Origin of the sequence: Chitinophaga filiformis, assembly GCF_021646545.1 — a bacterium.
Taxonomy (GTDB): Bacteria; Bacteroidota; Bacteroidia; order Chitinophagales; family Chitinophagaceae; genus Chitinophaga; species Chitinophaga filiformis_A.
On sequence record NZ_JAKIRP010000026.1, the window covers coordinates 37,661 to 51,859 of the forward strand.

Genomic DNA, 14,199 nt, shown 5'->3' on the forward strand with positions numbered 1-14,199 from the left:
GCAAGTGGATGTTCAACGTTACATATCGTCCGGTTTAATTGAGAACCATATCACGGGGTTACTTTCAGAATCAGAATCACGTGAGGCGCTCGGCGCCATTCAGCAATATCCTGAAGTGAAAGCGCTTGCAGATGCTATACAGGTGGATATGGAGCGCTATATACAGTTATGGGCTGCCAAGCCGCCAGCTGGCATCAAGCGCCAGTTAATGGACCGCCTGCATAAAAACGAAGTGGAAGACCCCATTACCGCGGTACCTGAAGCCTTCTCAGCAGCCACTAACGACGATACATTTTCAGAAGATACAGGATCAGGTCTGGGACTTAATTTATCCCAGCTCCAGATCTGGCAATACAGCGCTGCCGCAGCCATTGTGCTGCTACTGGGCAGTGTGGTGATGAACATCGTTTCGTACAGCAGCTCCGGTAATTATAAACAGCAACTTTCTTCCCTGCAGGCAGAGCAATCTTCCCTACAGGCAGAGAGAGACGCCCTGAAGGAACAGCTGGAGTTCGCGCAAAAGGAGAACGGTGTTATGAAAGACCCTTCCTTCAAATGGATACGTATGCCAGGCGTTGGTAAACATACCGGCGTAGTAGCTACGATCTGCTGGAACCCGCAATCGAAAGAAACATTTATTCTCGCGCAGGCATTACCCGAACCCCCTGCCGATAAACAATACCAGCTGTGGGCCATCGTAAATGGTAAACCGATCGATGCCGGCGTATTTGAGCTGGGCAGTAAAGCCCATACCGTACAGAAAGTAAAGGCGGTGGATAATGCCCAGGTTTTTGCCGTGACGCTCGAAAAGAAAGGTGGTAGCCCCTCACCAACGTTGGAACAAATGTTTGTAGCCGGAAAAGTAGCTGGCTGATGTCCCTTTTTTTACCCTTCCTCACACTAGATCGCTCATTATCAATTATTCCGTAATAATTGCTATCTTTCCTTTAATATTGCATTCCCATTAACCATCTATCAGGACTTATTAGGATTGTAACAACAAGTTGTACCGGTAACAGTTCCAATCAATACTGTAGCACCTGCAGCTAAATTATCGAGCACACTGAAAAGTATTTTTAACAAAATTTTTAACTGTTTTGGAATCCGCGTTTACATATACGGAATCTGAGCTGGTGCAGGGGCTTAAGGCCAAAGACCAGAAGGTATTCGGCTACCTTTATGACCGTTATTCCCCCGCTTTGTACGGCGTAGCGCTGAAGGTGCTCAACGACGAAAGTAATGCGAATGATGTGCTGCAGGAAGTATTTCTCAAAATATGGCGAAACATAGACAGGTACGACGAAAGCAAAGGACGTCTGTTTACCTGGATGCTCAATATTACCCGCAATTCCGCAATTGATACACTCCGTTCCAAGGCACATAAAATGGATCAGAAAATCCAAGACATTGGAGATGACGTACATTTATATACAGGTAATTTAACTGTACTCCCATCCGTTGACCATCTTGGACTTTCAAAAGTTCTTGAAAAATTAACCAAGGAACAACGAATCATCATTGACTTAGCGTACTATAAAGGATGCACCCAGGAAGAGATATCCAAGGTGCTGGAGATTCCGTTGGGTACAGTGAAAACAAGAATGAGGAACGCTATAATTCAATTAAGGAACTTGTTAAAATTAGTATAAGAGTGGACGCATCACGTTTCATATCGTCCGGGTTGATAGAAGCTTATGTAAGTGGACTGGCTACCTCCAACGAAATTCAGGAGCTGGAACGCGGCATGAGACAATATCCGGAAGTAGCAGCTGCAGTAGATGACTGCCAGTTGGATATGGAACAGTATGTTACCCTGCAGTCCAAAACACCACCACCCGACCTCAAACAACGTATCTTCCATATTATTATTAACGAAGAGGCAGCCCGTGAAAGCGGCAGCCTGGAACAACCGGTGACCGATGAATTTCCCGAAACAAAAACATATGTAAGCAGCGCCTGGCGCTGGATAGCAGCTGCCGCGATTGTATTATTGCTGGGCAGCCTGTGGTTTAACTATGTATTCTCAGGGCAAGTCGATGATTATAAAGGCCGTTACGAAGCATCGCTCTCCACACAGCATTCACTGGCTTCAGAGTCCAATGGCTACAAGAGCCGCATCGAGCACATGGAGCATGCTATTGATCTCATGAAGAACCCCGCTATGAAGGCTGTAAAGATGCCCGGCACTAAACCTTTCCCCTCTGCATTGGCCACCGTTTACTGGAACCAGCAGTCAAAGGAAGTGTTCATCATGGTGAACAATCTACCGGAACCTGCTGCCGACAAACAATATCAGCTCTGGGCCATCGTCAATGGTAAGCCGGTTGATATGGGGGTATTTGAAATGAACAATCCGCATGAGCTCCTGCAACAAATGAAGTCTATAGATAACGCTGAAATGTTTGCCATTACTCTTGAGAAGAAAGGCGGAAGCGCCGTTCCTACCATGGATCAGATGTATGTGGCAGGAAAAGCCAGCTGAAACGCGTAAAATATATAATTTCGCAGGATGCGAAAACTCTGGTTCTATACTATCACACTGTTTTTCTTTCAGCAAACCTACGCGCAGGATACCGCCAGATATAAAGGGATGACCATTAACCTGGATGAAGTGATCGTTGAGGCCAAACGTATTGGCTTTGATGTCAACAGCTTCATTAAAAGAGTGGAAGACGATACCACCTTTTACCGCGCGTTCAAAAACCTGCGCCTGCTGGGATATACTGCTGACAATGATATCCGCATTTACAACAAGCAAAACGAAGTACAGGCTTCTCTCAAAAGTCAGACACTGCAAACCATGGAAGGCAGATGCCGCAGCATGAAAGTGCTCAGCCAGGACGTTACCGGTGATTTCTATGATAAGAAAGGCCAGTACAATTATTACACAGCTGAATTGTACGGTAACCTTTTTTTCACCCAGGGCACCGTATGTGTGGATGCCAGTGGCGAAGAGCCGGAAAGAGCGAAAGGTAGTATGGCCAGACATAAGAACCAGCTGAAACAGCTGATCTTTAATCCGGGAAAGCCTGTGAGAGGTGTACCTATCGTAGGAGGGAAAGTGGCTATTTTTGACCCGGAAGTAATGAGGTTGTACAATTTCTCCATTACGTCTGAAAGTTATGCCAACGTGCCTTGTTATGTATTTACGGCAAAGGCCAGGCCCAACCTCAATAGCCTGGACAGGGGAGACGTGGTGATCAATGAACTGATCACTTATTTTAATAAGGATAATTTCGAGATCGTAGGCCGCATTTATTCCCTCTCGTATAAAACAATGGTCTTCGATTTCAACGTAAAGATGAATGTCCAGATGACCAAACAACAGGGCCTGCTCATACCGGCACTGGTTACTTACGACGGCACCTGGGATGTACCCTTCAAGAAGCGGGAGACGGCAAAGTTTATCGCGAAGTTCCACAGCTTTACCGAATAAACAGTACAGAAAATTTATCAGCAAATAGCTATAAAAAAAGAGAGGCTGCCAATCGACAGCCTCTCTTTTTTATGTTAATTATTTAGTAGATCACTGTTACAGACCCCGTCTTCTTTACCTTTTCTCCTGTTGCTACTATCTTATAATCCATCACCCACACATATGTTCCGACCGGTACCCTTCCTTTGTCCCAGGTGCCTTTCCATCCGACGCCGGGGTCTGTTGTGTAGTAGATCCTTTGTCCCCACCTGTTGAAAAGCACCAGCTCAAAGTCAGAAATAGCACACCTGAATTTCGGTCGGAAGTAATCGTTCAGTCCATCCGCATTCGGAGTAAAAGCTGTCGGCAAATACACCTGGCAGCCACATTCCTGGAAGGTAATATCCACCTCGTCTATTGACTGCCCGCAAGTGTTCGTTGCTACAATGGCATAATGCCCTGCCTGTGTGACCGGGAATAGTGGAAGTGAAGAACTGTCCTGCCATTTATATTGCATACCTGCGCCGTCCGGATGAAGGTTGTACACCTCGCCTATACATAGCAGCGTATCTGGTCCTAAATTAGTTCGCAACGTATCCTCAAACTGTACGTGGATGGTGTCGCTATCAATACAACGTCCTACTTTCGCCTCTACCCAGTAGTAACCTGTTTCCCGTACATAGTAGGTGGCCTGTTTGGAAGTATCCTGCCAGCGGTAGGACGCAGTTCCGAAGTCGGCTTTTAATACCAGCGTTTCACCTTTACATACCACTGTGTCATTACCAAGATTAAGATTCTCTTCCGGTTTGAAACGGATCAGGATCGTATCGAGGACCTCGCAGGTATTGTTGATATTCACAAAGACCCAAAGGTCCCATCGACTTCGGATGGTCGTCGTCGGCGTCGTGGCTCTGTTACTCCAGCGGTAGGCGGTAGCTCCCGGTGTGGTTGCATCGAGTGTGATTGATTCCCCCGGACATAAGATCGTGTCTTTTCCCAATGAGAACGGATGTTCCTGACCCGCAAATGCGATGTAGATCGTATCACGGTACAGACCACAACCTTTTGCGTCAGCGGTCACAATGTATTGAGTGGAAGGCATTGCCACATCGCTGTGCACAATGATGTTTGGTGTAGTATCGCCGGTGCTCCAGAGATAAGTACAGTTCTGGGCGGTAGCGTCCAGTTCCAGGGTTTCACCTATACAGAGTATCAGGCTGCTGTCGCCCAGGTCAAGTTCCGGCACAGGTGTATAGAACACGTTCACAGAGTCCGGCACCAGACAGCCATTGATCTTCACCTTATAGGTCCCCATGGTATCTACCAGGATACTCTGGTTAGTAGATCCGTCCTGCCACTCATAAGTCGCTCCGGGCACGGTGGGCGCCGTGAGGGTAATGGTAGTACTGTCGCAGATGGTCTGGTCTGTAGGGCCAAAGTCATAAATGACAGGAGCTACTATTGTCAGGTTGGTAGTAGAGATCTCCTGAACGCCGTTTCTGAAGGCGATCAGTTGTACCGTATAGGTGGCAACAGTATTGTAAAGGTGTGCGCCTTTTATTCTCCGGGAAGTATCCGCAGAACCTGAAGCAGGATCACCAAAGTACCAATGAACGGAATCAATCCCTGCAAGGTCCGCTGGAGCAATTTCGAATCTAACACTATCATTCTGGCAGGTTGTTGAATACGTAAATTGTGTCTGTGCCTGGGCGTTATATGCACCCAGCATGGTTATTAAAACCGCGATTAATAGATATAGGCTTCTCATGGAGGGACATGGGTAAGTTGCTAAATTAAACGAAAAAGTGATATGTTTTTATTTTTTAATGAGATTTAATCTTCCAGTGGCCTGGCACTTACATATCTCCTCCATTTCTCCAGAACGGCCTTAAAGTCCTCAGGTAAAGGACTTTCAAAATGCATAGGTTTCCTTGTACGCGGGTGTATGAAGCCCAGTGTTTTTGCGTGCAGGGCATGACGTGGCATAATTTCGAAGCAGTTTTCCACAAACTGCTTGTATTTGGCAAAGATCGTCCCCTTCAGAATGCGGTTACCACCATAAGTATCGTCATTGAAGAGGGAGTGCCCTATATGTTGCATGTGCACCCTGATCTGGTGTGTACGTCCTGTTTCCAGGCGGCATTCAATGAGTGTCACATAGTTATAGCGTTCCAGCACCTTGTAATGTGTGATGGCTTCCTTGCCATATTCTCCATCCGGATAGGCATCCATGATCTTGCGGAAGCGCTGGTGGCGTCCTACATGCGCTTCAACAGTACCTTCATCCTCCTCAAAATCGCCCCATACGAGGGCCATATAACGACGTTGAACGGTATGATCGAAGAACTGTTTGGCGAGGTCATTCATGGCTTTATCTGACTTGGCAACAACGAGTAATCCACTGGTATTCTTGTCAATACGGTGAACGAGTCCAAAGCGCGGAATTGCAGGTTCAGGTACCGGTGTCGTAGTACGGTCGCCCAGGTACCAGGCCAGTCCGTTCACCAGGGTACCGGTATAATTCCCACAACCGGGATGGACTACCATGCCTGGTAACTTATTGATTACCATTAAATCTTCATCCTCATAAACGATGTCGAGCGGGATCTCTTCAGGGATCACTTCCGTATTCTCAGGGTTCTTATTAGAGAAAACCACGATACGGTCATGTGCCTTTACTTTATAGTTGGATTTCACTGGTTTATCGTTAACGATGACCATGCCATTGTCGCAGGCCTGCTGGATTTTGTTACGGGTAGCCCCTTCCACCCGGTTCATCAGGAACTTGTCCACCCGAAGTGGTTCTTGTCCTTTGTCCGCTACAATGTTGACCCGTTCGTACAGCTCCTCGCTGCCTTCGCCGTTTTCCAGTTCATCGTCAAGTTCAATCAGTTCTTCCGCCATGAGGATTCAAAATTTTTGCAAAGGTAAGGATTGCATGGCGCATGTCCACGGTTTGTGGCAAGGATATGGGGAACAGGTCGGAACGTCACCGGTCGGACGCAAGCGGTGACGAACTAATTCCGTACTTTTGTGCCTGCAATATGAACAAGAAGATCCACACGAACGACCTGGGAATCATTGATTATCAGAAGGCCTGGGATTATCAGGAGCAGCTGTTACAGGAGAATGTACGTATAAAGCAGGCATTGGCAAAAGGAGAAATCCCGGCCGGCCAGGCAAAGGAGACGACCCATTACCTGTTATTCTGCGGGCATCCGCACATTTACACGCTGGGCAAGAGCGGTCATATGGAGAACCTGTTGCTGGATGACCATCAGTTGCAGGATAAAGGCATCAGCTTTGCAAATACAAACCGGGGAGGCGACATTACCTATCATGGTCCCGGGCAGGTAGTAGGATATCCTATATTGGACCTGGAGCATTTCTTTACTGATATTGGCAAATACCTGCGTTTCCTGGAGGAAGTGATCATCCGTACGCTGGCGGATTACGGCATTAAAGGCGACCGTTCACCAGGTGAGACCGGGGTGTGGCTGGACCCTCAGGACCCTGCCCGCGCCCGTAAGATCTGTGCCATGGGGGTGCGCTGCAGTCGCTGGGTAACTATGCACGGCTTTGCGCTGAATGTAAATACCGATCTGAACTATTTTGGCAATATTGTTCCCTGTGGCATTTCTGATAAGAAGGTTGCCTCCTTGCATGAAGAGCTGGGGCGGGAAGTATCAGAAGCTGAAATAAAGGCTAAAATAAGTAAATACTTTGCGGAAGTATTTGAGGCAGAGATGGTTATGGATTGAGTCCAAAGAGCTGCGTAAAAGCCAGGTGCGGGCACTTAGTGTACATAAAGCGTCTTCCATACGTACCCGATAAAACGGGGGCTGACCAAAAGTCATCTAAAGGCATTCATAATGTAGAGTGGGACTTCAATAGGTGCCGAATAAAACGGGCTGATCAAAAGACATTTAAAGGCTTACATGTAAAGTATCAACTTCCGCACAATAAATAAATAAAACGGGGCTGACCATTATCTGTGGTCAGCCCCGTTTGTATAAAAAGATGTTAATGAATACGTTATTGGTGGATTGGCAATTTAATTCCTGTAGTTCAGCGGAATGAACAGGTTCCACTTCTCATAAGGTTTACCATCCTGATAGATCTCAAAATTGAACCAGCCTGCATGCAGGAAAATAGCCTTTTCCAGTATCAGGAATGGTTCTTTCACTTCCCCGATCTCAAACAGGAAGGACCCGTCGGGTTCAAAGAATTTAACACTGTATTTCTTAGTCGGGGCGTCCGGCAGTTTTATGTTCACATTCCCATCGGCGGTGGTATAAACATAGTTGGACGGATGCCATACTATTTTTTCCTCTTTAGGAACCCCATTTTTCTCTTTTCCCGTTCCGTTGGATGTAGTATTTACACCAGCCTCTTTAGCGGCTGCAATCGCCTCTTTTACATCAGCCAGCTGCAGTTTTTTACTGCCGTCTATCGTGCTGTCCGGAACAGCCAGTACGATCTTTGAATAGAGGTAGCGTCCGTTGTTAAACTGAACGAACAGGCGGTAGTAGTTGGAACCGGGTAAAGGCCTACCATCCTGGTAGCTCAGTCTGAGCTCGTTCGGATTGTTGATAAGACCAATCGTACTGAAGTTCAGCACACTATCCAGTGAGCGTTGTACCCCGATATATTTTACATCTCTGAACCCTGACAGCACATCGAGCTGGATCTTGCCTGTCTTGATCAGCGCAGAGAAGTCTGGAAATACTGGCGGTGTTGTGGTAGTCTGTGCCTTAACTGAAAATCCTGACGTTATAAAGACTAAAAATACTGCGAATAGAATAGTACGCGACAACTGCTTCATAGATGCTAATTCCTGTAACCATACTGCCCAATGCTTTCAGTTTTCACAAAAAAAACACTGGTTTTCCTCTTAAGTTGGCAAAAATAATGAATAGACGATTGAAAATAGTGAACGGCGTAAATATAAACAAATCTGCCATATGGAGATAGTTTCACAGGAGACCATTAACAAGCTTTTAAGAATAGAAGGACGAGTCCGGAAGGTTTCCTCAGCCATCCTATTCTTCAGCAGCAGGAACGTCTAAGCTGCGTGACAGACCGCCTCCCTGGTTCATTACATATATCCCGTTGAACGGTGCCGATCTTGGAACGCGAAAGAGGTAGAATTTCCTTTCCGGCGTGTGGAAAGGATCGAACGGATTCCTTACAACCATAAAAGGGATGGTAAGCTGGCAATTTTTGGTGAAAACATTCCCAATGATGGTTTGCACATCTACATCCACCCAGCGGTTGAGATCATGTACGTCTGGAGTCCTGTTGTCTGTTATAATAGCTACCAGCCAGTTGTCTTTGAAGTTTAAGGATGGGGGAGTGCTATCTGCCGGAATAGGGGGCCTCATAAAGTACTTATCAAACTCCTCTTTGGTATTAAACGATTCAATATTCAACAGCAGATTAAGATTCACTTCAGGTTTCAGCTGATATCCCTTTACAGTATCCAGCGCAAAATCATGTTTGCTGGTGTCTTTACATACGATGGGAGTTCTGGTCTTTTGCTTTTTGGGCTGATCGGAATTGCATGCACACAAACAGCATGCGAACAGTAATAAAGGGAAAAATGCTAAAAGAGATTTGCCTGATACAAATGGTTTCATAGGTTGGGATTGTAGTTGTTTATTGTTTATCGTTTATTGTTATCGTGATTACTCAGCACAAGATTGGTCGCATACTGATATCAGATCACTGAACCGGTTGGAGGATTCCCCTGCAAACCTCCCGTATGGATGAGCAGCACATCACTACCTGCCGGGTACCTACCATCCATCACATCCTGCCTGAAGCCCATCAATAATTTCCCGGTATACACAATATCCAGCGGGATGTGTGTCTCTTCATAAAACAGCCGGATAAATTCCCTCAATGTGGGCGACACCTTTGCATATCCTCCTCCATGATGCTCATGCAGCAATTGCCAATGGGGCAGGGGAGAGGGCGCTAATAATGATAGTATCTCCTCTTCCAGGTAAGCAGCACCTTTGAGGACGACATAACCACGTATTTCCTGATGAAGAGCAGCGCTGTTGATAAGCCCTGCCAAAGTAGTACCAGTACCTACAGCACACGCGATATGTGTAAAGGATGTATCATTCACCAAAGAAAGTATTTCCTCACAACCTTTTGCTCCCAGGGCATTATTACCACCTTCTGGTACTATGTAAGCATCGGGATAAAGCGCGTTCCAGTCCGTCTCATTTTTAAGGCGGTAGGCCTCCCTGCTAATGAAGTGTAACTCCATTCCTTTTAATGAAGCCTCCTGCAATGTATGACTTAAAACTGAAGGTCGTTCCCCTCTGATAACACCGGTACAAGCAATACCTGCAAGCCTGCATGCAGCCGCAGTAGCAGCAATATGATTGGAGTAGGCACCACCGAAAGTGAGTATCCTTGTTTTTCCCTGAGCAAAGGCCGCCTCAAGATTATAACGCAGTTTAAACCATTTATTCCCCGATACGTCCGGATGCAACAAATCCAAGCGTAGCACAGATGCCTTTATGTTGTCAGGCAACCATGAAGGAGAGATGGTTTGAAGAGTAATGTTGTTATAATCGAGTTGTATGTTCATTTAGTGTAAAGGCAAGAAAAACAAAGTAAAGAACGGAACAAATAACAAAGAAAAAATAAGGATAACAAAAACAAAAGAACAAAGGCGCAAAGGAATGAATTAACAATAAGATGAGGCCCTGACATATAAGGACAACAACATAAACCAGGCAACCTTACCTCCAATAGCAACCCCGAAGGAGAACGGTTTCAGGAGGAGATGGCGGGCCTTCGGCTCTTTGACGCACGCTTGATGAAGTTCATAGAGATCTAACAGCTCGTACGCCTGACAGCGCTCAATAGCATTCCAACCAAAGAGGCGCCGACCGCCATCCCTTCCTGAAACCGCTTGTATCTTCCGCAAAATACCAACACACTCAAAACAACAAAACATTGCAGCATAACATCGTCACTGCCCTATATAAAAGACCTCCGCCGCATTTAATTTCTCCCTATCCCTATATATCCCCGCATCCAGCCACGCACCAGTCCCCACATTAAAATACTGCACCTTAATCTTATGCAACCCTTTCCGCAGAGGTAAGAACCCGCTCCTGTCCTGCAAATCATGCTGACCATCATTATCCACAACAAGCTGATCATCCACATAAAACACCGCCCCATCATCACTATTCAAATGAAACTCATATAAATCATCCGCAGGTACTTTCACATACCCGCTAAATGTAACCCCGCCATTTTTAAGCGCCAAAGGACGAATATCTATCGCAGGTAATACACCAGCACTATCACCAGAAACCGGCAACTGTCGTGCATTATCAAAACTGTTATTAACAAGAGAGAACCGCACACCTTTCTTCCCCGGATTTACAGCCAACGCAGGAAGATAAGGCTTGCGCACGTAAGTAGCGCTATACAAAGGACTGATACGCCCTGAAGGTAAAACTACGATGCACTGCACAAGTGCACTACCATTTGCAGGAACAGCAAGTACAAATGGCTGTGTATAAGGCTTGCTCTGTTTGCCCGGCTGACTCCCATCAGTAGTATAATAAATGAAACTACCCTTCACCGGCGGCTTCAAAGTTACCGTCACAGTAGGAGTTGTTACGACTTTACTCTCTAATCCTACCGGCTCCGGAATACGGAAGTTAACCCCGGCATTATTTAGTCGCGCCAGCTCTAACGGTAGCTTCCGCATAAAGCGAAGGTAGTTCTTCTTTCCTGGCTGCGACCATGCAATTTCCGACAAAGCTAATGCCCGCGGCCACACCATGTAGTCCAGCATCTGTTGATCGGGAATGAACTCTGTCCAGATATTTCCCTGTACGCCTTTAATATATTGCCTTTCAGCAGGAGTGAGTGAGCCCGGTAAAGGCTCGTAGTTGTAGACAGTTTTGAGCGGAAGATACGCCGCAGCGTTGAGTGGCTCGGTAGCAGGTTGCCCCTGTGTATAATCGAAGTAGAGATAGGTATTCGGCGTCATGATAACATCATGATTTTGCTTAGCCGCAGCAATACCACCTTCTTCACCACGCCAGCTCATGACCGTCGCATTCGGCGCAAGACCACCTTCCAGTATCTCATCCCAGCCAATGATACTCCTGCCTTTGCTATTTACAAATTTCTCCATGCGATTGATGAAATAACTCTGCAATGCATGTTCATCTTTCAATCCAAGTTTCTTAATAAGCTGCTGCACTTCGGCAGATTCTTTCCAGCGGTCTTTCAGACATTCATCACCGCCGATGTGAATGTATTGCGAAGGAAAAAGATCCATTACTTCTGTCAGTACATCCTGCAGGAAAGTGAACACTGAGTCATTCGCAGGATTTAACACATCTTTGGAAATACCCCAGGTAGTGCGCACTTCATAAGGACCGCCGGTATTACCAAATTGCGGATAGGCCGCCAGTACCGCCTGTGAATGCCCCGGCATTTCTATTTCAGGAATGATAGTAATATTCCTTTCAGCTGCATATTTCACAATGTCGCGTACTTCATCCTGCGTGTAATAACCACCATAACGCTTACCATCATAAGTAGTACTGCGGCGATGATGCCCTACGATCGTTTCCTTTCTGACAGCGGCAATTTCCTGCAGGCGCGGATATTTTTTTATCTCGATACGCCAGCCCTGGTCTTCAGTCAGGTGCCAGTGAAAGCGGTTGAATTTATACAGCATCAGCATATCGATGAACTGTTTAACAGCAGCAGGAGGGAAGAAGTGACGTCCCACATCCAGCATCATACCACGATAGGCAAAACGTGGATAGTCCTGGATCTTAACACCAGGTAGGTGGATAGCAGCATGTTGATCAAAAGCATATGACTGCCGCAATTTTACGGAATCCTGTGTCTTGTTGCGGGAAGGATATGATGCAATCAGCTTATTCAATGGAAATAGCTGCAGCAAGGTCTGTAAGCCATACAACAATCCATTGGCATCACCCTGCAGGTACACGCGACCGGTATTCACTTCCAATATATAGCCATCTGGTTTGCCAGTGCTAGCTTCCACCAGTACGATCATAGGATGAGCAGCCGCCGCGGGCTTCCGGGAATACCCGCTTGCAGGCAGTTTAAAATTATAATTGCGTTGCAGGAAATCATTCAGGAAACCAGCTACTTTGCCGGCAGCCTGGCTGCTGTAATGTATTTCCGCTCTTTCGTTCAGCACAAAACTTCCGGGCATGGAATGCAGCAGCACGGGCTCAGGAATGATAGTGATATCGCCTGTTTTCAGCTGTGCCATTCCATTAAGGAAGCAGAGTGCTGCGAGAGTTGACAAGAATAATTTCTTCATATGCATAGTCTTAGTATGATTGATCCTTATTCATTCGTCAGAAATCCACCTTTTCCCCGATACAATTTTACCGGGCCTTCCAGTTCTACCGCCAGTACGGTCATGTATTTATCCTGCACGGCAGCAGGAACGTCAATGTACACCAGTCCGGGTACTGTACTCCAGGATATTTTACCCACAATCTTGTGTGTAAGTGCCTGCCCGTTACCCACTACGCTGATCTTTTTAATGTTATTGATCAGCCCTTTAACCATTACCTGGCCGCTTACATTGCCGGACAGGAAGAGATATAAGGTAGTAGAATCTTTTGATAAAGTGGTAGGCCCGTAGAAATGTCCTGCCGGAATACCCGCCACAGTATTGAAGACGGCAGGGGCATGTTTTTTATTCCAGGCGCCCAGTTCTTTCAATACCGTCAACTGCTCTGCAGGAATTGTTCCATCTTCTGCCGGACCGATATCCAGCAGCATATTGCCGCCATTGCTGATAGCGTCTGCAAAGATGGTAATGACTTCATAGGGCGTCTTGTAATTGGTATCGTCGGGATGGTAGCCCCAGTTGTTGTTGATGGTCATACAAAGCTCCCACCATTTGAAGTTCGGCCTGGAAACAGGGAAGTTCTGTTCGGGGGTATCGTAGTCGCCATAACCCTGCAGGCGGCCATTGATGATGGTGTTGGGATTATGGTCTGTGAGCATTTTCCTTATTTTTACGGCTTCCCATTCTTCCGCACTATGCTCCCAGTCGCCATCAAACCACCACAGATCGGGATTATACTGCTGCATTACTTCTTTTAGTTGTCCCTGGTAGTAATGGAGGAAGCGCTGCCAGCGGGCAGGGTCATTTTTAGCATTATAGCGGCTGCTATCTTTCAGAAACTGTGGATAATCGGGGTAACTCCAGTCGATCAAAGAAAAATAAGCGCCGGATTTAATCCCTTGTTGCCGTAATGCCGTATATAGGGGAGTGAGTACATCGCGTTTGGCGGGAGTGCTGCCTGGCATATCGAGCTTACTGAATTTAGTATCCCATAAGGCTACGCCATCGTGGTGTTTGGTAGTGACAACAGCGTAGCGGGCGCCGGATTCTTTGATCAGGGCAGCCCATTCTTCGGGACGGTAATGTTTGGCTGTAAAGCCTTTCAGCTGCTGCATGTAGTCGGGATAAGCGATCTTTTTGTTGTAAAATGACCATGATTCATCCACCCCAAGTACAGAATAGATACCCCAATGGATGAAAATGCCCAGTTTTGCGTCGGCAAACCACTGCATTTTGTCCTGAATAGCTGCTGGCTGAATGTGTTGCTGGGCCTTGGTGGACTGGAATAGTGAAAGTGTCAGAACGGCTGATAGTAAGAATCGTTTCATTAAATGTTTACGAATTAAATAAGTAATAAGCTGGTTTCCCCGATTGGTACGGGATTTGTTATCAT

The 14,199-nt window shown here is 46.5% G+C and carries 12 protein-coding genes; 5 read left to right on the plus strand and 7 right to left on the minus strand.

Annotated elements, in window-relative coordinates; all coding sequences use genetic code 11:
• The first annotated feature begins 4 nt into the window (after positions 1 to 4).
• From L3C95_RS34085 to L3C95_RS34100, 4 genes are all read left to right on the plus strand, one after another.
• Positions 5 to 874 carry an anti-sigma factor domain-containing protein gene (locus L3C95_RS34085; RefSeq protein ID WP_236395145.1) on the plus strand — a complete coding sequence of 290 codons (870 nt, stop codon included), beginning with the start codon at positions 5 to 7 and terminating at the stop codon, positions 872 to 874.
• A gap of 223 nt (positions 875 to 1,097) precedes the next feature.
• Positions 1,098 to 1,649 (plus strand): RNA polymerase sigma factor, encoded by a 552-nt coding sequence (locus L3C95_RS34090; protein ID WP_089832245.1) that lies wholly within the window; start codon positions 1,098 to 1,100, stop codon positions 1,647 to 1,649.
• A gap of 2 nt (positions 1,650 to 1,651) precedes the next feature.
• Positions 1,652 to 2,482 carry an anti-sigma factor domain-containing protein gene (locus L3C95_RS34095; RefSeq protein ID WP_236395146.1) on the plus strand — a complete coding sequence of 277 codons (831 nt, stop codon included), beginning with the start codon at positions 1,652 to 1,654 and terminating at the stop codon, positions 2,480 to 2,482.
• 27 nt (positions 2,483 to 2,509) lie between these two features.
• Entirely contained in the window at positions 2,510 to 3,436 is a 927-nt protein-coding gene (locus L3C95_RS34100; protein ID WP_236395147.1) for a hypothetical protein, read from the plus strand.
• 82 nt (positions 3,437 to 3,518) lie between these two features.
• Here L3C95_RS34100 and L3C95_RS34105 read toward each other — a convergent pair whose 3' ends face one another.
• Together L3C95_RS34105 and L3C95_RS34110 are read right to left on the minus strand one after the other, a co-directional pair.
• Positions 3,519 to 5,183, minus strand: a complete 1,665-nt coding sequence (locus tag L3C95_RS34105) for a gliding motility-associated C-terminal domain-containing protein (RefSeq protein ID WP_236395148.1) — start codon at positions 5,181 to 5,183, stop codon at positions 3,519 to 3,521.
• A 65-nt stretch (positions 5,184 to 5,248) separates the two neighbouring features.
• A complete protein-coding gene (locus tag L3C95_RS34110) occupies positions 5,249 to 6,319 on the minus strand; it encodes an RluA family pseudouridine synthase (protein WP_236395149.1) in 1,071 nt (356 codons plus the stop codon).
• Positions 6,320 to 6,459: 140 nt separating this feature from the next.
• On the opposite strand from L3C95_RS34110, the gene lipB reads away from it, so the two are divergent.
• Entirely contained in the window at positions 6,460 to 7,176 is a 717-nt protein-coding gene (lipB, locus tag L3C95_RS34115; RefSeq protein ID WP_236395150.1) for a lipoyl(octanoyl) transferase LipB, read from the plus strand.
• A gap of 293 nt (positions 7,177 to 7,469) precedes the next feature.
• Here lipB and L3C95_RS34120 read toward each other — a convergent pair whose 3' ends face one another.
• The 5 genes from L3C95_RS34120 to L3C95_RS34140 all read right to left on the minus strand — a co-directional run bounded on the left by L3C95_RS34120 (position 7,470) and on the right by L3C95_RS34140 (position 14,134).
• Positions 7,470 to 8,240 (minus strand): hypothetical protein, encoded by a 771-nt coding sequence (locus L3C95_RS34120; protein WP_236395151.1) that lies wholly within the window; start codon positions 8,238 to 8,240, stop codon positions 7,470 to 7,472.
• 217 nt (positions 8,241 to 8,457) lie between these two features.
• Positions 8,458 to 9,054: a hypothetical protein gene (locus L3C95_RS34125; RefSeq protein ID WP_236395152.1), complete on the minus strand. Its 597-nt coding sequence runs from the start codon at positions 9,052 to 9,054 to the stop codon at positions 8,458 to 8,460.
• A gap of 80 nt (positions 9,055 to 9,134) precedes the next feature.
• Positions 9,135 to 10,022, minus strand: a complete 888-nt coding sequence (locus L3C95_RS34130) for a 1-aminocyclopropane-1-carboxylate deaminase/D-cysteine desulfhydrase (RefSeq protein ID WP_236395153.1) — start codon at positions 10,020 to 10,022, stop codon at positions 9,135 to 9,137.
• Between the two features lie 387 nt (positions 10,023 to 10,409).
• Positions 10,410 to 12,767, minus strand: coding sequence for a family 20 glycosylhydrolase (locus L3C95_RS34135; RefSeq protein ID WP_236395154.1), 2,358 nt, complete (start codon positions 12,765 to 12,767; stop codon positions 10,410 to 10,412).
• A gap of 26 nt (positions 12,768 to 12,793) precedes the next feature.
• A complete protein-coding gene (locus L3C95_RS34140) occupies positions 12,794 to 14,134 on the minus strand; it encodes an alpha-L-fucosidase (RefSeq protein WP_236395155.1) in 1,341 nt (446 codons plus the stop codon).
• Positions 14,135 to 14,199 lie beyond the last annotated feature (65 nt).

Coding starts and splice junctions, on each gene's coding strand:
- L3C95_RS34100 (WP_236395147.1), top strand. CDS start 2,510: ATGCGAAAACTCTGGTTCTATACTATCACACTGTTTTTCTTTCAGCAA.
- L3C95_RS34105 (WP_236395148.1), bottom strand. CDS start 5,183: ATGAGAAGCCTATATCTATTAATCGCGGTTTTAATAACCATGCTGGGT.
- L3C95_RS34110 (WP_236395149.1), bottom strand. CDS start 6,319: ATGGCGGAAGAACTGATTGAACTTGACGATGAACTGGAAAACGGCGAA.
- lipB (WP_236395150.1), top strand. CDS start 6,460: ATGAACAAGAAGATCCACACGAACGACCTGGGAATCATTGATTATCAG.
- L3C95_RS34120 (WP_236395151.1), bottom strand. CDS start 8,240: ATGAAGCAGTTGTCGCGTACTATTCTATTCGCAGTATTTTTAGTCTTT.
- L3C95_RS34125 (WP_236395152.1), bottom strand. CDS start 9,054: ATGAAACCATTTGTATCAGGCAAATCTCTTTTAGCATTTTTCCCTTTA.
- L3C95_RS34130 (WP_236395153.1), bottom strand. CDS start 10,022: ATGAACATACAACTCGATTATAACAACATTACTCTTCAAACCATCTCT.
- L3C95_RS34135 (WP_236395154.1), bottom strand. CDS start 12,767: ATGAAGAAATTATTCTTGTCAACTCTCGCAGCACTCTGCTTCCTTAAT.
- L3C95_RS34140 (WP_236395155.1), bottom strand. CDS start 14,134: ATGAAACGATTCTTACTATCAGCCGTTCTGACACTTTCACTATTCCAG.